This window comes from Pseudomonas sp. IPO3749 (assembly GCF_013386605.1).
Taxonomy (GTDB): domain Bacteria; phylum Pseudomonadota; class Gammaproteobacteria; order Pseudomonadales; family Pseudomonadaceae; genus Aquipseudomonas; species Aquipseudomonas azotoformans_A.
Window position 1 is genome coordinate 12925 of the sequence record NZ_JACARN010000067.1, and the last position, 21084, is coordinate 34008.

12 protein-coding genes and 1 pseudogene are annotated in these 21084 nt (G+C 61.1%); 7 read left to right on the forward strand and 6 right to left on the reverse strand.

Going from position 1 to position 21084, the window contains the following annotated elements; all coding sequences use genetic code 11:
- Nucleotides 1-112: 112 nt before the first annotated feature.
- Nucleotides 113-2434 (forward strand): annotated as a pseudogene (locus HX812_RS24095) (diguanylate cyclase); the annotation flags it as partial.
- Here the strand turns inward: HX812_RS24095 and dacB are convergent.
- Nucleotides 2376-3983 carry a D-alanyl-D-alanine carboxypeptidase/D-alanyl-D-alanine-endopeptidase gene (gene dacB / locus HX812_RS24100; protein WP_256738064.1) on the reverse strand — a complete coding sequence of 536 codons (1608 nt, stop codon included), beginning with the start codon at nt 3981-3983 and terminating at the stop codon, nt 2376-2378. The pseudogene HX812_RS24095 and the gene dacB sit on opposite strands and share 59 nt — an antisense overlap.
- A 238-nt stretch (nt 3984-4221) precedes the next feature.
- Here dacB and HX812_RS24105 point away from each other — a divergent pair, with 238 nt between their 5' ends.
- Nucleotides 4222-4566, forward strand: coding sequence for a YggL family protein (locus HX812_RS24105; RefSeq protein WP_033900540.1), 345 nt, complete (start codon nt 4222-4224; stop codon nt 4564-4566).
- Between the two features lie 37 nt (nt 4567-4603).
- On the opposite strand, the gene HX812_RS24110 is transcribed toward HX812_RS24105, so the two are convergent.
- Nucleotides 4604-5794, reverse strand: coding sequence for a benzoate/H(+) symporter BenE family transporter (locus HX812_RS24110; RefSeq protein WP_038847817.1), 1191 nt, complete (start codon nt 5792-5794; stop codon nt 4604-4606).
- Nucleotides 5795-6020: 226 nt separating this feature from the next.
- Between HX812_RS24110 and HX812_RS24115 the strand changes: the two genes are divergently transcribed.
- The gene (locus tag HX812_RS24115) at nt 6021-6785 is read left to right on the forward strand and encodes a GntR family transcriptional regulator (RefSeq protein WP_015885332.1); all 765 of its coding nucleotides are present in this window, start codon (nt 6021-6023) and stop codon (nt 6783-6785) included.
- 140 nt (nt 6786-6925) lie between these two features.
- Here HX812_RS24115 and guaD read toward each other — a convergent pair whose 3' ends face one another.
- The 4 genes from guaD to xdhA all read right to left on the reverse strand — a co-directional run bounded on the left by guaD (nt 6926) and on the right by xdhA (nt 13038).
- Nucleotides 6926-8230, reverse strand: coding sequence for a guanine deaminase (gene guaD / locus HX812_RS24120; RefSeq protein ID WP_038844923.1), 1305 nt, complete (start codon nt 8228-8230; stop codon nt 6926-6928).
- A 12-nt stretch (nt 8231-8242) separates the two neighbouring features.
- Nucleotides 8243-9082: a xanthine dehydrogenase accessory protein XdhC gene (xdhC, locus tag HX812_RS24125; protein WP_038844925.1), complete on the reverse strand. Its 840-nt coding sequence runs from the start codon at nt 9080-9082 to the stop codon at nt 8243-8245.
- A gap of 115 nt (nt 9083-9197) precedes the next feature.
- On the reverse strand, nt 9198-11597 hold the full coding sequence (xdhB, locus tag HX812_RS24130; RefSeq protein WP_038844927.1) for a xanthine dehydrogenase molybdopterin binding subunit: 2400 nt from the start codon (nt 11595-11597) through the stop codon (nt 9198-9200).
- On the reverse strand, nt 11590-13038 hold the full coding sequence (gene xdhA, locus HX812_RS24135) for a xanthine dehydrogenase small subunit (protein ID WP_038844929.1): 1449 nt from the start codon (nt 13036-13038) through the stop codon (nt 11590-11592). The genes xdhB and xdhA overlap by 8 nt, the downstream gene beginning before the upstream one ends.
- A 280-nt stretch (nt 13039-13318) precedes the next feature.
- Here xdhA and HX812_RS24140 point away from each other — a divergent pair, with 280 nt between their 5' ends.
- From HX812_RS24140 to ligA, 4 genes are all read left to right on the forward strand, one after another.
- Nucleotides 13319-13978: a GntR family transcriptional regulator gene (locus tag HX812_RS24140; protein ID WP_028617494.1), complete on the forward strand. Its 660-nt coding sequence runs from the start codon at nt 13319-13321 to the stop codon at nt 13976-13978.
- Nucleotides 13979-13980: 2 nt separating this feature from the next.
- Nucleotides 13981-17469, forward strand: coding sequence for a chromosome segregation protein SMC (gene smc / locus HX812_RS24145; RefSeq protein WP_038844931.1), 3489 nt, complete (start codon nt 13981-13983; stop codon nt 17467-17469).
- A 259-nt stretch (nt 17470-17728) separates the two neighbouring features.
- Nucleotides 17729-18592 carry a cell division protein ZipA gene (gene zipA, locus HX812_RS24150; protein WP_016979286.1) on the forward strand — a complete coding sequence of 288 codons (864 nt, stop codon included), beginning with the start codon at nt 17729-17731 and terminating at the stop codon, nt 18590-18592.
- A gap of 88 nt (nt 18593-18680) precedes the next feature.
- A complete protein-coding gene (gene ligA / locus HX812_RS24155; protein WP_038844933.1) occupies nt 18681-21038 on the forward strand; it encodes an NAD-dependent DNA ligase LigA in 2358 nt (785 codons plus the stop codon).
- The last annotated feature ends 46 nt before the right edge of the window (nt 21039-21084 follow it).

Sequence of the window (21084 nt, forward strand, 5' to 3'; positions counted from 1 at the left end):
ATTATTCCGGGCTTGCGGCTTTTTTACGCTGGTCAAACCCAGGGCCGATGGCTATAACTTAAGGCCTAGCCAAAGTGACACCCCCCGCACGCTGGCGTTGTGAGTGTTGCCTATGCCGTTGCAAGCCGTTCGCCCGAAAATCCTAGGCTTTATCAGTGAGCAGGCGTCGGCTTGGCTGGTGGCATTGGTGGTGTTGCTGGCAGGGTTTGCCTTGACCGCGATTGTCGCCTGGGCGGCTTCCGATCTCTATCAGCAACAGGTGCGCCAGCGCTTTCAGTTGCTGGTCAATGAACGCTACACCCGCCTGCAGGAACGTTTCGAAGATCAGGAGCAACGGCTCAACAGTCTGCGGCGTTTCTTCGTCAACTCCGATGATGTGTCCCGCGAAGAGTTCGACGGTTTTGCCCAGCCCTTGTTGTTGCGCGCCCGTGCTTACTCCTGGGCGCCACGGGTGTATCGCGAACAGCGCAGCCAGTTCGAGCAAGAGGTGTCCAGCCAACGCGGTGCACCCTTTTTCATCCGTGAATTGAATTCGGCTGGCGAACTGGCCCCGGCGCCCGAGCGCGACGAATACGTGCCGGTGCTGTACAGCCAGACCCAAAGCTTGCTGGGCGCCCCTCTTGGTTTTGACCTCTTGGCCCAGCCCCTGCGGCGTTCAACCCTTGAACGTGCGCAAAAGACCGGCAAGCTGGCGGTGTCCCAGCCCATGCAATTGGTGGGGGTGGAGCCGGCCTATGCCACCGGGGTTTTACTGGTCGCACCGGTGAGTCACCTGCCCACCTCGGATCAGTCGCAGAACGAGCCCTACGGCTATGTAATGGCGGTGATCAGCATGCGCCAGCTGGTAGCCGACGGCTTGCCCAAGCCGGACCGGGACAACCTGGTCATGCAGATCATCGATACGTCTGACCTGCAGAAGCGCGTGCTCTTCGAGTCCACCAATGAGGTAGGCAGCAGCGACTTGGTCGGCGCGCGCCGCCTCACGCTGGGTGACCATGTGTACGCCCTGAAACTGCGCCCCAGCCAGGTGTTCGACCAGGCCAACCATTCCTCGCTGAACACCATCCTGACCATGGGCGGCCTGCTCAGCCTGCTGCTCAGTGCCTTGCTTTATGTGCTGGTCAGCCAACGCCAGCGCGCTGTGAAGCTGGTGGAGCAACGCACTGCCCAGTTGCGCCTGCGTGAACAGGAATTGCGTGGCGCCCATGGCCAATTGCGCAGTGTGCTGAATGCCGCGACCCAAGTGGCGATCATTGCCACTGACCTGCGCGGTGTGATCAATACCTTCAACGCCGGCGCCGAGCAGATGTTGGGCTTCAAGGCCGATCACGTAGTGGGTACGCACACCTTGGAAAGCCTGCACCTGGCGCCTGAGCTGGAGGCGCGCGCGGCCAGCCTGAGTGTGGCGTTGGGCAAGCGTATTCCCGCCAGCCAGGCGATGCTGGTGGAAAGCCCGGACACCCTGCACGAAGCCCGCGAATGGACCTTGATCCGCGAAAACGGCACCCCGTTGACTGTGAACATGCTGGCCACGGTGTTGCTGGACGACCATGGTTTGTGGATCGGCCACCTGGCGATCTACCTGGACATTACCGAACAGAAACGTGCCTACGAGGCCTTGGCGGCCCGCGACCGCCTGCTCAAGAAACTCAGCGCCCATGTGCCCGGTGGGATCTTCCAGTTCACCCTGGAGCCCCAGGACAACTGGAAATTCATCTACGCCAGCGACGGCATGCGCGACATCTATGAAATCGAACCGAATGTGTTGCAGCAGGATGCGAAGCAGGTCTTCGAGCGCATCCACCCGCTGGATGCGGAACGCGTGCGTGCTTCGATCCGCTTGTCAGCGTTGCAGTTGAGCCATTGGCGCGAGGAATACCGCGTGCTGTTGCCGCAACGCGGCCTGCGTTGGATTCGGGGCGAGGCGACTCCGGAAGAGTTACCCGCAGGCGGTACGTTGTGGCATGGCTACGTGTCGGATATTTCCGATCTGAAGCGGGTAGAAGAAGAACTGCGTGCGCTGTCCATCACCGACTCTTTGACCGGCATCCACAACCGTCGCTATTTCCAGGATCGCCTCAAGGCCGAGATGGTCAGGCTCAACCGCACCTCGGGCAACTTGTCGGTGATCATGCTGGATATCGATCACTTCAAACGCATCAACGACCAGCACGGACACGCCGTCGGCGATGGGGTACTGCAGGAATTGTGCAAGCGCATCAGCCAGCGCCTGCGCCGCACCGATGTGTTCTGTCGCCTGGGTGGCGAGGAGTTCATGGTGCTGTGCCCGCACACCGATGGCGAACAGGCCTACAGCCTGGCGATGGAATTGTGGACGTCGCTGCGCAGTGCGCCGATGGAACCGGTGGGCATCGTCACCGCCAGCTTTGGCGTGGCCAGCTGGCGGGTGGATGAAGGCATTGACGGGTTGCTGCTACGCGCGGACTCGGCCGTGTATGTGGCCAAGCAGGCGGGCAGGGATCGGGTGGAAGCCGAAAGACTGCGCGCTTGAGACCGCCGCAGGCCAATGTGGGAGCGGCCGCCACCACCTTCGGCTGACGATACAAATCCAGCAACACCTGATCCAGCACCGACGAAGCACCCCATGGTTTCGGATCGTTGAGGATCGCCACCACGGCCCAGGTATTGCCGTTGTTGTCGCGGCTGAACCCGGCGATGGCACGCACGGTGTTCAAAGTACCGGTCTTGACGTGGGCTTCACCGCGCATGGCCGTGGTCTTCAGGCGCTTGCGCATGGTGCCGTCGGTGCCGGCGATCGGCATCGAGCTGATGTATTCGGCAGCGTAAGGGCTCTTCCACGCGGCTTGCAGCATGGCCGCCATTTCGCGGGCGCTGACGCGTTCGGCGCGGGACAGGCCGGAACCGTTTTCCATCACCAGGTGCGGCGCGGTGATGCCTTTCTTCGCCAGCCACTGGCGCACCACACGTTGGGCTGCCTTGGCATCGTCGCCGTCGGCGTCGTTGCGGAACTGCGCGCCCAGGCTCAGGAACAGCTGCTGGGCCATGGTGTTGTTACTGTATTTGTTGATGTCGCGGATGATTTCCGCCAGGTCCGGCGAGAAGGCCCGGGCCAGTACCTTGGCATCCTTGGGCACTGGCGCCTGGATATCACGGCCCTGGATGGTGCCACCCAGTTCCTGCCAGATCGCGCGCACGGCGCCGGCGGTGTAGGTGGCGTGGTCGAGCAATGACAGATAAGTCTGCGAGCTGCAGCCATCGGCCAATTGGCCGCTGACCGTGACCGTCACACTGCCATCGGCGGCGGTGACCGGGTTGTAGCGCACATCACCGGTGCACTGCTTGGCGTTGGAGACCTTGACCTGGTTGTCGATGCGAATGCTGGCAATCGGCGGTTCGACCGACACCAGTACGCGGCCGGAGTCATTGCGCGTTACAAAACGCAGGGCCTTGAGGTTGACCAGCAGCGCGTCCGGCTTGACCAGGAACGGTTTGTTCTCGTCGTTGCCGTCGTCATTGAACTCCGGCAACAGCGGCTGGTTGAAGAAACCACGGTCCAGCACCAGGTCGCCGGTGACTTGCTGCACGCCGTTGGCGCGCAGGTCGCGCATCAGCAGCCAGAGTTTTTCCATGTTCAGCTTGGGATCGCCGCCGCCCTTGAGGTAGAGGTTGCCGTGCAACACGCCACCGCTGAGGGTGCCGTCGGTGTAGAACTCGGTTTTCCACTGGTGGTTGGGGCCGAGCATTTCCAGGGCCGCATAAGTGGTGACCAGCTTCATGGTCGAGGCCGGGTTCACGGAGACGTCTGCGTTGAACACGGTCGGCGTGCCGGGACCGTTCAGGGGGATCATTACCAAGGACAACGCAGTGTTTTGCAGCTTGGCTTTGGCCAGTGCCTGTTGAACATTCGGTGGCAGGGTATTGTTGACGGGGGCAGCGGAGACGGAAAAGGCCAGTGGCAGAATAAGACCGGCAAAAAACACAGAACGCAAAGATTTGATCATAAGAAGTAAAACCCTACTGCTGAGGAGGGTGAAAAAGGCGAGGGGTAAATAAGAAAAATCCCTCAATGGTCATGAAAGTGTCGGCATTATGCCCCAAGGTGGAGCCACTTGTAGCTGAACCATAGCTGGTATTCTGCGTTTTTTTTGCAGGCAAATTGCCGCCTGTCCCAGAGAGTCGGGCAATCGCCGCCTTAAACTGCTAAAGTGCCGCCCGTTATTACTTATGAGGATTGTTCCAATGGCGACTAACCGTTCCCAGCGTCTGCGCAAAAAACTGTGCGTTGATGAATTTCAAGAGCTGGGTTTCGAACTGAACCTGGACTTCAAAGAAGACCTGAGTGAAGAAGCGACCGACGCTTTCCTCGAAGCATTCATCAAAGAAGCCATGGAAGCCAATGGTCTGGGCTATGTTGGCGGCGATGACTTCGGTCTGGTTTGCCTGCAGAAGCGTGGCTCGGTCAACGAAGAACAGCGCGTAGCGGTTGAAAGCTGGCTCAAAGGCCGCAGCGAACTGAAAAGCGCTGAAGTCAGCCCACTGCTGGACGTGTGGTATCCGGAAAAGCCGATCAACGCGGCTAAGTGATACTAAAAAAAACGGCGACCTCAGGGTCGCCGTTTTTTTATGCCTTGCGCCAGTTCAGAATCAGCAACGTCAACACCCCCGCCACAATCCCCCAGAACGCCGACCCGATGGAGAACAGCGTCAAGCCGGACGCCGTGACCATAAAGGTGATCAGCGCCGCTTCCCGTTCCTTCGGCTCATTCATGGCGATGCTCAAGCCATTGATGATCGAGCCAAACAGCGCCAACGCCGCAATCGACAGCACCAGTTCCTTGGGCAAGGCTGCGAACAACGCCGCCAAGGTCGCGCCGAACACCCCGGCTATCCCGTAGAACACTCCGCACCACACGGCAGCGGTGTAGCGCTTGTTGCGGTCTTCATGGGCATGAGGCCCGGTGCAGATGGCCGCGCTGATCGCCGCCAGGTTGATGCCGTGGGAGCCAAACGGCGCCAGCACCAATGAGGCCAGGCCGGTGGCGGTGATCAGCGGCGAGGCGGGCACGTTGTAACCGTCGGCCCGAAGCACCGCGACGCCGGGCATGTTCTGGGATGTCATCGCCACGACGAACAGCGGGATACCGATGCTGATGGTTGCGGCCAGCGAGAAGTGCGGCGTGGTCCACACCGGCGTCGCCACTTCCAGATGAAAACCACTGAAGTCCAGCAGCCCCATCAACCCCGACAATACGGTGCCGATTACCAGCGCAGCCAGCACCGCGTAGCGTGGCGACAGGCGTTTGATCACCAGGTAAGTGAAAAACATCCCCAGTACCAGCCCGGTGCGATGCTGCGCGGCGACGAAGATCTCGCTGCCGATCTTGAACAGAATCCCCGCCAGCAAGGCCGCCGCCAGTGACGCCGGGATGCGCTTGACCAGTTTTTCAAAGCTGCCGGTCAGCCCGCAGATCGTCACCAGCACCGCACAGGTGATGTAGGCACCGATGGCCTCGCCATAACTCACGCCGCCCAGGCTGGTGATCAGCAGTGCCGCGCCTGGCGTCGACCAGGCAATGGTGATCGGCGTGCGATAGCGCAGGGACAGGCCGATGCTGCACACCGCCATGCCGATGGAAATCGCCCAGATCCATGAAGAAATCTGCGCCGTGGTCAAACCGGCGGCTTGCCCGGCCTGGAACATCAGGACGAGGGAGCTGGTGTAGCCGGTCATCATGGCGATGAAGCCGGCGACAACGGCCGAGGGAGAAGTGTCGGCCAGCGGGCGCAAAGGCGCTTGGGTGGCGTCGTTCATGGAGAGGTGTTCCTTTTACCTGGATTTTTGCCGCTGTCGGCACGGATTCAAGCCTAAACTCAAACGTAACGACTCATTGCAATACAGCCGACGGCGCAAACAGCCGTACAGTGTGTTGGCGCATCCGGTTGTGTACAATGTGCCCTGTTTTTAGGTGATACTTGCCAGCGACCCGCTGTTGACGTATTACCGTTAATTCGCCGCCGTTCTCCAAACCCGAGTGCCCATGAACGAACAGTTGCAACCTCTCAAGAAACAACCGCGAGCCGGCAAGGCTGGTCGCAGCGGAACCCAGGACGATATCGTCTACGCGCATATCTTCGAGGCGATCCTCGAACAACGCCTGGCACCCGGCACCAAATTGAGTGAAGAGGCACTGGGCGAAATCTTTGGCGTGAGCCGCACCATCATTCGTCGCGCCCTGTCGCGCCTGGCCCATGAAGGCGTGGTCCTGCTGCGGCCCAATCGCGGTGCGGTGGTGGCCAGCCCGAGCGTCGAGGAAGCCCGCCAGGTGTTCCTTGCGCGGCGTCTGGTGGAGCGGGCGATCACTGAACTGGCCGTCCAGCACGCCACGGCCGAACAACTGGCCGAGCTGCGCCAGATGGTCAACGACGAGCGCGACAGCTTTTCCCGTGGCGATCGTGGCGCCGGTATCCGCCTCTCCGGCGAATTCCACCTCAAGCTGGCCGAAGCGGCGAAGAACGCGCCGCTGATCAGCTTCCAGCGCAGCCTGGTGTCCCAGACCTCATTGATCATCGCCCAGTACGAAAGCGGCAACCGCTCGCACTGTTCCTACGACGAGCACACCCAATTGATCGATGCGATCGAAGCGCGGGACGCGGCGTTGGCGGTGAACCTGATGATGCATCACATGGACCACATCGACAGCAAGCTCAACCTCGATGAAGAGAGCGCGTCGGATGATCTGCATGCGGTGTTCTCGCATTTGTTGCAGACCAAGAAGCCGGGTCGCTCCTCAATAAAGCTGTAATTTCCCTGATTCACCGGGGACAAAAATGTGGGAGCGGGCTTGCTCGCGAATGCGGTGGATCAGTCAATACATCTGTTGACTGACACTGCGCATTCGCGAGCAAGCCCGCTCCCACATTTGGTTTTGTTGTTTGGCTGAAATCAGCGCTGGTGCACCAGCTGCCCGGCTGCATACGTCTGCAACACCGTCCGGTCATCCCCCAGCGTCATCAGCACAAACAACGTCTCGGCAATGTTCTTCGCCTGCTTCAAGCGGTAGCTCAGCAGCGGCGTGGCGTTGTAGTCGAGCACTAGGAAGTCCGCATCGGTCCCCGGTTGCAACGTGCCGATCTTGTCTTCCAATCGCAATGCACGCGCACCGCCCAGCGTTGCCAGGTACAGCGACTTGAAGGGGCTCAACCGCGCACCCTGCAATTGCATGACCTTGTAGGCTTCGTTCAAGGTTTGCAGCAGCGAGAAACTGGTGCCGCCGCCCACGTCCGTGCCCAAGCCCACATTCAGTTTGTGCTTCTCAGCCATCGGCAGGTTGAACAAACCGCTGCCGAGGAAGAGGTTCGAGGTCGGGCAAAACGCGACCGCCGAACCGGTCTGCGCCAAACGTGCACACTCGTCATCACACAGGTGCACGCCATGGGCAAACACCGAGCGCTCGCCCAGTAGTTTGTAGTGGTCGTACACATCCAGATAGCCTTTGCGCTCCGGGAACAGTTCCTTCACCCACTCGACTTCCTGCTTGTTCTCACTGATGTGAGTCTGCATGTACAGGTCCGGGTATTCCCCCAACAGTTGCCCCGCCAACGCCAGTTGCTCGGGTGTACTGGTCGGCGCAAAACGTGGGGTGACCGCGTAGTGCAGGCGACCCTTGCCATGCCAGCGTTCGATCAGCGCCTTGCTTTCCTGGTAGCCGGATTCTGCGGTGTCGGTCAGGTAGTTCGGCGCATTGCGGTCCATCATCACCTTGCCGGCGATCATGCGCAGGTCGAGTTTCTCGGCGGCCTCGAAGAACGCATTCACCGACTGCGGATGCACACTGCCAAACACCAGCGCGGTGGTGGTGCCGTTGCGCAGCAGTTCCTTGATGAAAATATCCGCGACCTCTTCGGCGTGGGCCTTGTCGGCGAACTGGCTCTCGCAGGGGAAGGTGTAGGTGTTGAGCCAGTCCAGCAACTGCTCGCCATAGGCGCCGACCATGCCGGTTTGCGGCAGGTGGATGTGGGTGTCGATCAGGCCGGGCGTGATCAGCGCGTCCTGGTAGTGGGTGATTTCGATATCGGCAGGCAGGGTTGGCAGCAAATCGCTGGCATGGCCGACGGCGCTGATCTGACCGTTTTCGATCACCAGCAGGCCGTCTTCAAAATATTCGTAGGAGGCGTCGATCCCCACTTCAGCAGGGTCGGCGATGCTGTGCAGGAGGGCGGCACGGTAGGCTTTGCGAGTCAAAGGCATGGTGATCTCAATTCAAAGGGCTTGGCTGCGACGTGAAGCCGGCAGCAGTTTGGCAATAGGTTCGGCGCTGGCAGTGTGCTGGCCGAAATTGGCGTTATAAGTGGCGATGATTTCGCCGGCGATGGAGATGGCGATTTCCACCGGCAACTTGCCCTTTACCTCTGTGAGGCCCATGGGGCAGCGCATGCGTTGCAATTGCGCGGCGTCGAAGCCGCGATCACGCAGGCGGTGTTCGAACTTGACTCGCTTGGTCTTCGAACCGATCAGGCCGAAGTAGGCGAAGTCATTGCGCTTGAGCAGGGCGGCGGTGAGTTCCAGGTCCAGCGCGTGATTATGGGTCATGACGATGCAGTAACTGCCCACCGGCAGGTCGGCAATTTCATCGACCGGCTCTTCGCTGACGATTTTACGCACGCCTTGAGGGATATGTTCCGGAAACTCCTGGTCCCGCGAATCGATCCAGCGCACACGGCACGGCAAGCTGGCCAGCAACGGCACCAGCGCACGGCCGACGTGGCCGGCGCCAAACACCGCGATCTGCGCCTGCACCTGGCCCATGGGCTCGAACAGCAGCACGGTCACGCCGCCGCAGCACTGGCCCAGGCTGGCGCCCAGGCTGAAGCGCTCCAGGTGGGTGTTCTGCTGACCGCGTACGAGCATCTCGCGGGCGATCTGCATCGCCTTGTATTCCAGGTGCCCGCCGCCGATGGTGTCGAAGGTCTGCGCGGCGCTGATCACCATCTTCGAACCGGCGTTGCGCGGCGTGGAGCCGAGCTCTTCGATGATGGTTACCAGGACGCAGGGTTCGCCGCTGGTTTGCAGATTCGCGAGGGCGCTGATCCAGTTGTTCATGTCTACCTCAACATTTCTGTTGTCAGTTCGGCCGTCTTCGCGAGCAAGCCCGCTCCCACATGGGAATGCATTTCAAATGTGGGAGCGGGCTTGCTCGCGAAGGCCGCGCCTCGGTTTAAAGCGAAGCCATCTCGGTATCAGCCTCAACCACCTTCGCCGCCTTTAACTGCCGCATTTGTTCGCAGCCCCACAACACCCGCTCCGGTGTCGCTGGCGCATCGATCTTGGGCTGATGGCGATAGTCACCAAGACTCGCCACCGCATCCTTGATCGCGCACCACGAAGCAATCCCAAGCATGAAAGGCGGTTCGCCCACGGCCTTGGAATGGAACACCGTGTCTTCCGGGTTCTTGCGGTTTTCCACCAGCTTAACCCGCAGGTCCAGCGGCATGTCGGCCACGGCCGGGATCTTGTAGCTGGCCGGGCCGTTGGTCATCAGCTTGCCCTTGTTGTTCCACACCAGTTCCTCCATGGTCAGCCAGCCCATGCCCTGGATAAAGCCGCCTTCGACCTGGCCGATGTCGATGGCCGGGTTCAGCGAGGCGCCGACGTCGTGGAGGATGTCGGTGCGCAGCATCTTGTATTCGCCGGTCAGGGTGTCGACGATCACTTCGCAGCAGGCTGCGCCGAAGGCGAAGTAGTAGAACGGCCGACCGCGCGACTGGCTACGGTCGTAGAAGATTTTCGGGGTCTTGTAGAAGCCGGTACTGGAGAGCGAAACCTGGGCGAAATAGGCCTGCTGGATCAGCGCCTCAAAGGTGAGGATCTGATCCCGCACGCGCACATGGCCGTTGTGGAATTCCACGTCCGCTTCGCTCACGTCGTACTTGCGTGCGGCGAATTCCACCAGGCGCTGCTTGATGGTTTCGGCGGCGTTCTGTGCGGCCTTGCCATTCAAGTCGGCACCGCTGGAAGCGGCGGTCGGTGAGGTGTTGGGCACCTTGTCGGTGTTGGTGGCGGTGATCTGCACGCGGTCGATTTCGACCTGGAACACTTCGGCCACCACCTGCGCAACCTTGGTGTTCAAACCCTGGCCCATCTCGGTGCCGCCATGGTTCAGGTGGATGCTGCCATCGGTGTAGATATGGATCAGCGCACCGGCCTGGTTGAGGAAGCTGGCGGTAAACGAAATGCCGAACTTCACCGGAGTCAACGCCAGGCCTTTTTTCAGGATCGGGCTGTGGGCGTTGTACAGGCGGATCGCTTCGCGGCGTTCGGCGTATTGGCTGCTGGCTTCCAGTTCGGCAGTCATCTCTTCGAGCATGTTGTGCTCGACGGTCTGGTAGTAGTGGGTGACGTTGCGCTCGGTCTTGCCGTAATAGTTGGCCTTGCGCACCGCCAGTGGGTCCAGCGCCAGATGGCGAGCGATGGCGTCCATCACTTCCTCGATGGCAACCATGCCTTGCGGGCCGCCGAAACCACGGTAGGCGGTGTTGGACGCGGTGTTGGTCTTGCAGCGATGGCCGTTGACCGTGGCATCGCCCAGGTAATACGAATTGTCAGCGTGGAACATCGCACGGTCGACAATCGAGTTGGACAGGTCCGGCGAACAGCCGCAGTTGCCCGCCAGCTCCAGGTTGATACCGTGCAGGCGCCCTGTGTCGTCGAAGCCCACGTCGTATTCGATATAGAAGGGGTGGCGCTTGCCGGTCATCAACATGTCTTCGACGCGCGGCAGGCGCATCTTGGTCGGCTGGCCAGTCAGGCGCGCGACCACCGCGCACAGGCAGGCGGGGCTGGCCGCCTGGGTTTCCTTGCCGCCGAAACCACCGCCCATGCGGCGCATGTCGACGACGATTTTATTCATCGACACGTCCAGCACTTCGGCCACCAGTTTCTGCACTTCGGTGGGGTTCTGCGTGGAGCAGTAGACGATCATGCCGCCGTCTTCGGTAGGCATCACCGAAGAGATCTGGGTTTCCAGGTAAAAGTGTTCCTGGCCGCCGATGTGCAGGGTGCCCTGGATACGGTTTTTCGCCGTGGCCAAGGCGCCCGCTGAATCGCCGCGCTGGTGGGTGTGGCTGTCGAGCACAAAATGCTTCTTGCGAAAGGCCTCGACCACGTCCAGCACCGGTTCCAGGTCTTCATATTCGATCACCGCGGCCATCGCGGCTTTGCGTGCGGTTTCCAGGTCGCGGGCGGCAACCGCCAGCACGACCTGGCCGACGAACTGCACGGTGTCGATGGCCAGCAATGGATCACCTGGCATCAAGGGGCCGATGTCTTTCAGCCCCGGCACGTCTTCATGGGTGATGACAATGCGCACGCCGTCAAAGGCATAGCAGGGCGCGGTGTCGATGCTGAGGATGCGCGCATGGGCGCGGTCGGACATGCGCGCATACAGGTGCAGTTGGTTGGGGAATTCCAGGCGGTCATCGATGTACTGCGCTTCACCGGACACGTGCTTGGCGGCGCTGTCATGCTTGACGCTGCGACCGACCCCGGAGGTCAGGTCCTGGGCGAACAGTTCGGCCAGCTCAGCCTGGGTTTTAACGACGGCGTGATGGTTAGACATAAGCGGTCACCCGAGTCTCGATGTGCGGCGTTTGCAGCTCGATGAAGTATTTGCGCAGCAGGTTCTGCGCGCTGAGCAGGCGGTATTCCTTGCTGGCGCGGAAGTCCGACAGCGGGGTGAAATCCTCGGCCAGGGCGGCGCAGGCTTTCTCGACAGTAGCGGAATTCCAGGTGGCGCCAACCAACGCGGCTTCGCAGCTTTTGGCGCGTTTGGGGGTAGCCGCCATGCCGCCGAACGCCACGCGGGCCTCGTTGATCACCCCGTTTTCGATCTTCAGGTTGAACGCGGCGCAGACGGCGGAAATATCATCGTCCAGGCGCTTGGAGACCTTGTAGGCGCGGAACAGCGTGTGGCCTTTGGGCACGATGATCTTCTCGATGAACTCGCTGTCCTGGCGCGCGGTGACGCGGTAGTCGATGAAGTAATCTTCCAGCGCCAAGGTGCGGCGGGTTTCGCCTTTGCACAAGACGATCTGCGCGCCCAAGGCGATCAGCAGTGGCGGCGAATCACCGATCGGCGAGGCGTTGCCGATGTTGCCGCCCAGGGTGCCCTGGTTGCGTATCTGCAGGGAAGCGAAGCGGTGCAGCAGCTCGCCGAAGTCCGGGTATTCATGGTGCAGCGCGGTGTAGCAGTCGGAGAGGGCGGTGGCGGCGCCGATTTCCAGGCGGTCGTCGAAGTCGTCGATGCGCTTCATTTCTTCAATGTTACCGACGTAGATCATCACCGGCAGCGTGCGGTGGAACTGGGTGACTTCCAGCGCCAGGTCGGTGCCGCCGGCCAACAAGCGGGCTTGCGGGTAGGCGTCATAGAGGTCGGCCAGGTCGGCGACGGTCAGTGGCACCAGGCAGCGTTTATCGCCGCTGTTGAGTTCACCGGTTTGCGTGGGTGCGATGGCTTTGAGGCGGGCAATGGTCTCGGCCTGGCGGCTGTCGAACTGATCCTGGGGTTTGTTGCAGCAAGCCTGCTCGGCGGCGGCAAGGATCGGGCGATAACCGGTGCAGCGGCACAGGTTGCCGGCCAGGGCTTCGTGGGCTTTTTGGCTGTCGGGGGCGTCGCTGTTCTTTTGCAGGGCGAACAACGACATCACGAAGCCGGGGGTGCAAAAGCCGCATTGCGAGCCGTGGCACTCGACCATGGCTTGTTGGACGCTGTGCAGTTGGCCCTGGTGCTTGAGGTCTTCAACGCTGATCAGTTGCTTGCCGTGCAACGACGACACAAAGGTCAGGCACGAATTGAGGCTGCGATAACGGATCTGCTCGGCGCCTTGAGCATCCGTATGCAACTCACCGACCACCACGGTGCAGGCACCGCAATCGCCGCTGGCGCAGCCTTCCTTGGTGCCGGATTTGCCCAAATGCTCACGCAGATAGTTGAGCACCGTCAGGTTGGGGTCCAGGGCGTGCTCGCTACGGAGTTCCTGGTTAAGTAAAAACTGGATCACGGAAGGCCTCGCAGACTCATTATTGTTGTTAACCGCTTTGCGCCGAATCTAGTCATGTCTGACTTTTCGGTCAACGATTTTCTGACCAGAAGGTCAAGAAAATGCAGTCACAACACTTTCAATTATGGTCCAGTCTTCTGGAACCGGTGTTTTTGGGGGCTTGTGGGTGTTCATCGCTGCTTATTCCGTGCCAAATTCTGAAAGGTGGGCGTAGCGCCATCAGCCAGCCAATGCGCTACACTGCCGCGCTTGTACCGATAGAAGATTTTGAAGGGAAAACATGACGTTCAAGGCGCCGGACAGTCTCGCCGAGCAAATTGCTCACCACCTCGCCGAACGCATCATTCGCGGCGATCTCAAGCCTGGGGAGCGGATCCAGGAGCAAAAGGTCACGCTGGCACTCAATGTCAGCCGTGGTTCCGTGCGCGAAGCCTTGCTGATCCTCGAACGCCGCCACCTGATCGCGATCCTGCCGCGTCGTGGCGCCCACGTCACCGAACTCACGGCGCACAAGGTGCAGAGCCTGTGCACCTTGATGGGCGAGCTGTACATCCTGCTCGGCAACGCGGTGGCCCAGGGCTGGCAGACCCAGGCCGACATGGCGCCGTTCATGCAGATCCAGCAGCGCCTGATCGCCAGCTTCGAGCGCCAGGACATCCGCGCCTTCGTCGAAGAAAGCTTCAATGTGATGCGCGCCGCGTACCCCTTCGCCAACAACCCGTATCTGCAGGAAACCGTCGAGAACCTGCAGCCGGCGATGAACCGCGCCTATTACCTGGCGCTGGATCAACGCAAGGCGTCCATGAGCGAGTACCTGGCGCTGTTCGAGCAACTGCTCGCCGCCGTGCTGGCCCGTGACCTGCCGCAGATCCGCCAAGTGCTGTCGGCCTACGGCGAGCGCAGTTGCTCGCTGGTCATCGCTGCGTTGGCGGACGCCTAAACGTGCGGCTCAAGTGCATCAAACTGGCGGGGTTCAAATCCTTCGTCGACCCGACCACGGTGAACTTCCCCAGTAACATGGCGGCGGTGGTCGGGCCCAACGGTTGCGGCAAGTCGAACATCATCGACGCCGTCCGTTGGGTGATGGGCGAGAGCTCGGCCAAGAACCTGCGTGGCGAGTCGATGACCGACGTCATCTTCAACGGCTCAACCAGCCGCAAGCCGGTGAGCCAGGCCAGCATCGAACTGGTGTTCGATAACTCTGACGGCACCTTGATTGGTGAGTACGCGGCCTATGCGGAAATTTCCATTCGCCGCAAAGTGACCCGCGACAGCCAGAACAGCTACTTCCTCAACGGCACCAAATGTCGGCGCCGCGACATCACCGATATCTTCCTGGGCACCGGCCTGGGCCCGCGCAGCTACTCGATCATCGAGCAGGGCATGATCTCCAAGCTGATCGAAGCCAAGCCTGAAGACCTGCGCAACTTCATCGAGGAGGCGGCCGGCATCTCCAAGTACAAGGAGCGCCGTCGCGAGACCGAAAACCGTATCCGCCGCACCCATGAAAACCTCGCCCGCCTGACTGACCTGCGCGAAGAGCTGGAGCGTCAACTTGAACGCCTGCACCGCCAGGCCCAGGCCGCCGAGAAATATCAGGAATACAAGGGCGAAGAACGCCAGCTCAAGGCGCAACTCTCGGCCCTGCGCTGGCAGGCGCTGAATGATCAGGTCGGCCAGCGCGAAGCGATCATCGGCACCCAGGAAATCAGCTTTGAAGCGCTGGTGGCCGAGCAGCGCAACGCCGACGCCAGCATCGAACGCCTGCGTGACGGTCACCATGACCTGTCCGAGCGCTTCAATCTGGTGCAGGGCCGTTTCTATTCGGTGGGCGGCGACATTGCCCGCGTCGAGCAGAGCATCCAGCACGGTCAGCAGCGCCTGCGCCAATTGCAGGATGATTTGAAGGAAGCCGAACGCGCACGCCTGGAGACCGAATCGCACCTGGGCCACGACCGCACCTTGCTGCTGACCCTCGGCGAAGAGCTGGACATGCTCACCCCCGAGCAGGAAGTTACCAGTGCCGCCGCCGAAGAAGCCGCCGCCGCCCTGGAAGAATCCGAAACCACCATGCATGGCTGGCAGGAGCAGTGGGACACGTTCAACCTGCAATCCGCCGAGCCACGCCGTCAGGCCGAGGTGCAGCAGTCGCGCATCCAGCAACTGGAAACCAGCATGGAGCGTCTGGCCGAGCGCCAGCGCCGGACGCAGGAAGAACGCGCATTGCTGTCCGCCGACCCGGAAGACGCGGCGATCATGGAACTGAGCGAGCAACTGGCCGAAAGCGAAATGACGCTGGAAGAGCTGGAAGCCAGCGAAGAACAACAAGTGGAGCGCCTGGAGCAATTGCGTCAGCAACTGCTACAGGCGACCCAGGCGCAGCAGCAGGCCCAGGGTGATTTGCAGCGGCTCAATGGTCGATTGGCATCCTTGGAAGCCTTGCAGCAAGCCGCGTTGGATCCGGGCACCGGCACTGCCGAATGGCTGCGCGATCAGCATCTGGCCGAGCGACCACGATTGGCTGAAGGCTTGAAAGTGGAGGCGGGCTGGGAGCTGGCGGTGGAGACCGTGCTCGGCGCCGACCTGCAAGCCGTGCTGGTGGATGATTTTGGCGGGTTCGACCTGTCCGGTTTTGCTCAAGGCGATTTGCGTTTGCTCAGCCCGGCCGCCGACGGCACGCGGGTGCCGGGCAGCCTGTTGGATAAGGTTGAAGCAGCGATTGATCTATCGCCTTGGCTGGGCCAGGTCAAACCGGTCGAATCACTGGAGCAGGCCTTGGCTCGGCGCGGCCAACTCGGCGCCGGTGAAAGCCTGATCAGCCGCGACGGCTACTGGGTCGGCCGGCACTTCCTGCGTGTACGTCGCGCCAGTGAAGCCGAAAGTGGCGTATTGGCCCGTGGCCAGGAAATCGTCAACCTGATCGCCGAACGCGAAGAACGCGAAGCCACCCTCGAAAGCCTGGAAACCGAACTGCAAACCCTGCGCGCCACCCAGCGTCAGCAAGAGACCGGTCGCGAACACCTGCGGCGCCTGTTGCAGGACGAAGCGCGCCAGCAAGGCGAATTGAAAGCCCAGCTTTCCGCGAGCAAAGCCAAGGTCGAGCAACTGACCCTGCGCCGTACCCGCCTCGACGAAGAAGTGGCAGAGATGGGCGAGCAACGCGCCCTGGAACACGAGCAGATTGGCGAAGCGCGCCTGCAATTGCAGGAGGCCCTCGACAGCATGGCGCTGGACACCGAGCAGCGCGAACTGCTGCTGGCCCAGCGTGACAGCCTGCGCGAACGCCTCGACCGTGTGCGCCAGGAAGCCCGCCAGCACAAGGATCACGCGCATCAGCTGGCGGTGCGCCTGGGCTCGCTCAAGGCCCAGCACGCGTCCACCGCCCAGGCCCTTGAACGCCTGGAGATGCAGTCCGAACGCCTCACCGAAAAGCGCGAACAACTGAGCCTCAACCTGGAAGAGGGCGAAGCGCCGCTGGAAGAGCTGCGCCTCAAGCTCGAAGAATTGCTCGACAAGCGCATGACCGTCGACGAAGAGCTCAAGACCGCGCAGATCGCCCTGGAAGACGCCGACCGCGAACTGCGCGACGCCGAAAAGCGCCGGACCCAGGCCGAGCAGCAATCCCAGCTGATCCGCGGCCAACTCGAACAGCAGCGCATGGAATGGCAAGCCCTGACCGTGCGCCGCAAGACCCTGCAAGACCAGTTGCTGGAAGACGGCTACGACCTGCACGGCGTGCTCAATACCCTGACCGCCCAGGCCAATGAGAAAGACGCCGAAGAAGAACTTGAGCGGATTGCTGCGCGTATTCAACGCCTGGGCGCGATCAACTTGGCGGCCATCGACGAGTACCAGCAACAATCCGAGCGTAAACGTTATCTGGATGCCCAGGACGCCGACCTGGTCGAAGCCCTGGACACCTTGGGAAACGTGATCCGCAAGATCGACAAGGAAACCCGTAACCGCTTCAAAGATACCTTTGATCAGATTAATGGCGGTTTACAGGCCTTATTCCCAAAAGTTTTCGGCGGTGGCAGCGCTTACTTGGAACTGACGGGCGAAGATCTACTCGATACAGGGGTAACGATCATGGCGCGGCCTCCGGGCAAGAAGAACAGCACCATCCATTTGTTGTCCGGCGGCGAAAAAGCCCTGACCGCGTTGGCCCTGGTATTTGCCATCTTCAAGTTGAACCCGGCGCCGTTCTGCATGCTCGACGAAGTTGACGCCCCGCTGGATGACGCTAACGTTGGACGGTATGCACGGTTGGTTAAAGAGATGTCCCAGACCGTGCAGTTCATCTATATCACCCACAACAAGATCGCCATGGAGATGGCGGATCAATTGATGGGGGTGACGATGCACGAACCGGGCTGTTCACGTTTGGTTGCGGTGGATGTGGAAGAAGCGATGGCGATGGTGGAGTCTTGAACCATGCCGAGACAGAATTTTTATAGTGCGCGGTAAGACGCTTTACCGGTCTGGCGAAAGTGGCAAATGGACATATTTGTTCAAGGCATTTTGACAGACGGTGTAAAGTTATCTTTGGTCGTGCTAGTTTAATGTCAAATTTTCGTATGCGTGGGCAAAACGTCAGTCAGAACATAGAGTTGGCGCCACGTTTTAAAGCGGTTTGCACGTTGCTAAACCCCTTATTTTTCAGCATTTTTTATTAGAGGCACGGGATTACATGGAAATCGGTCTGCGCGAGTGGCTGATCGTCATCGGCATAATTGTCATTGCCGGTATTCTTTTTGATGGCTGGCGCCGCATGCGCGGTGGCAAGGGCAAGCTTAAATTCCGTCTGGACCGCAACCTGTCCAACTTGCCTGACGACGACGGCAGCGCCGAGCTGCTGGGGCCGCCCCGTGTGCTGGATACCCATAAAGAACCGCAACTGGACGAGCACGACTTGCCGTCGATGAGCGCGCCGGTGCGTGAAGCCCGCGAGCCGTCTTCCAAGCGTGGCAAGCGCGCCGCGCCGGTGGTGGCCGAGCCGCGCCAGGCCGATCTGGACCTGGACGTCGATGACGGCCCGAGCTTCAGCAGCCGCGACGATGATTTCCCGGATGAAAACGCGGGCAAGAACGCGCCGCGCCAATCCGTGAACGACCAGCCTGCCGCCGAAGAAGTGCTGGTGATCAGCGTGATCTGCCGCGATGCCGCCGGCTTCAAGGGCCCGGCTTTGTTGCAAAATATTCTGGAAAGCGGCCTGCGTTTCGGCGAGATGGATATCTTCCACCGCCACGAAAGCATGGCCGGTAACGGCGAAGTGCTGTTCTCCATGGCCAACGCGGTCAAGCCGGGCACCTTCGACCTGGACGATATCGACCTGTTCAGCACCCCGGCGGTGAGCTTCTTCCTCGGCCTGCCAGGCCCGCGTCACCCGAAACAGGCGTTCGACGTGATGGTCGCCGCAGCCCGCAAGCTGTCCCAGGAACTGAACGGCGAACTCAAGGACGACCAACGCAGCGTCCTGACCGCCCAGACCATCGAGCATTACCGTCAGCGCATCGTCGAGTTCGAGCGTCGCGCCCTGACACAAAAACGCTGAGGATTGCTCCTCGGCGTTGTCGGATAGAATAAGCGCACTAACATATTGAGCAGCTTCGGCTGCTCTTTTGCTTTCTGAGAGAACACCCATGACCGCCGCCCACACCCGCATCCTCGAACTGCGCGCTGAACTGGATCAGCACAACTACCGCTACCACGTCCTCGACGAGCCGAGCATTCCGGACGCCGAGTACGACCGGCTGTTCCATGAGCTCAAGGCCCTGGAAGCCGAGCACCCGGACCTGGTCACGCGCGACTCCCCGACGCAGCGGGTCGGCAGTGCGGCGTTGTCGGCGTTCACCCAGGTCAAGCATGAGATCCCCATGCTCAGCCTCGGCAACGCGTTTGATGAAACCACCATGCTGGAGTTCGATCGCCGGGTCACCGAAGGCCTCGACCTGCCGGCCGGCGATCTGTTTGGTGGTGGCGCGGTGGTGGAATACAGCTGCGAACCTAAGCTGGATGGCCTGGCGGTCAGCCTGCTGTATCAGGACGGTGAGCTGGTGCGCGGCGCCACCCGTGGCGACGGTACCACCGGCGAAGACATCAGCGTCAACGTGCGCACCGTGCGCAATATCCCGTTGAAACTGCACGGCAGCGGCTGGCCGGCGACCCTGGAAGTGCGGGGCGAAGTGTTCATGTCCAAGGCCGGTTTCGAGCGGCTCAATGCCTCGCAACTGGAAGTCGGCGGCAAGACTTTCGCCAACCCGCGCAACGCGGCGGCCGGCAGCCTGCGCCAGTTGGATTCGAAGATCACCGCCAGCCGACCCTTGGAGTTTTGCTGCTATGGTGTGACCACCGACATCAGCGACACCCACATCGGCAACCTGCAACAGTTGCAGAAATGGGGCATGCCCATCAGCCATGAGCTGAAGCTGGCCAAGGGCATCCAGGATTGCCTGGATTACTACCGCGATATCGGCGAACGCCGTAACAGCCTGCCGTATGAGATTGACGGCGTGGTGTTCAAGGTCAACAGCATCGCCTCCCAACGTGAGCTGGGCTTCCGTGCTCGCGAACCGCGCTGGGCCATCGCGCATAAATTCCCGGCCCTGGAAGAGCTAACCGAATTGCTCGACGTGGAGTTTCAGGTCGGCCGCACGGGTGCCGTCACGCCAGTGGCACGGCTCAAACCGGTCAAGGTCGCGGGTGTCACCGTGTCCAACGCCACCTTGCACAACATGGATGAAGTGGCGCGCCTGGGCGTGATGATCGGCGATACCGTGATCATCCGCCGCGCCGGGGATGTGATCCCGCAGGTGGTCTCGGTGGTGCTTGAGCGTCGCCCGGAAAACGCGCGTGCGGTGCCGATCCCTGAGAGTTGCCCGGTGTGCGGTTCCCACGTGGAGCGTACCCAGTTGGTCAAACGCAGCAAGGGCAAGGAAACCGTCAGCGAAGGCGCGGTGTACCGGTGCGTCGGCCGCCTGGCCTGTGGCGCGCAGCTCAAGCAGGCGATCATCCACTTCGTCTCTCGCCGCGCCATGGACATCGACGGCCTGGGCGACAAGACCATCGAGCAACTGGTGGATGAAAAGCTCATCGGCTCGCCGGCCGACCTCTACAAGCTCAAGTACGAGCAGATCATCGACCTGGAAGGCTTTGCCGACATTTCCAGCAAGAAGCTGATCACCGCCATCGAAAACAGCAAGTCTCCGACCCTCGCGCGTTTTATCTACGCCCTCGGCATTCCCGATGTAGGCGAGGAGACCGCCAAGGTGCTGGCGCGCTCCCTGGCCTCCCTGGAGCGCGTGCAGAAGGCCTTGCCCGAAGTGCTCACGTACTTGCCGGACGTGGGCCTGGAAGTGGCGCATGAGATTCATAGTTTCTTTGAAGACAGCCATAACCAGGACGTGATCGGCGCACTGCTGTCGCCGCAAGAGTGTGGACTGCAATTGCAGGATCAGGGCGACCTGAGTGCCGAATTCGCCGCCAGCACCACCCTGGGCGGGTTGCTCGACAAACTGCACGTACCGAGCGTCGGCCCCGGTGCTGCGCAGAAGCTGGCGGACAAGTTCGTCACCCTCGAAGGCGTGATCAAGGCCGACTGGCTCGACATGCGCCAGGCCCTGCCCGAGAAGCAGGCCAAGGCCGTGCGCGAGTTCTTCGACAACGCCGAGAATGCCCGCCGTGCCTTGGCCATTGAGCAACAGCTCAAGGACTTCGGCATGCATTGGGACAGCGAGAAGAAAGTCGTCGAAGGCTTGCCCGAAGCGGGCCACACCTGGGTACTCACTGGCTCCCTGGAGCTGATGAGCCGCGACGTGGCCAAGGAAAAGCTCGAAAGCCTCGGCGCCAAGGTGGCGGGTTCCGTCTCGGCGAAAACCCATTGCGTGGTAGCGGGGCCGGGTGCGGGTTCCAAACTGGCCAAGGCCAGCGAGCTGGGCCTGAAGGTATTGGACGAAGAGGCTTTCGTCGCCTTCCTCGTCAAGCACAACATTACGGTCTGATGTGGACGCTGTGGCGAGCAGACTTTCTGTGGCGAGCGGGCTTGTC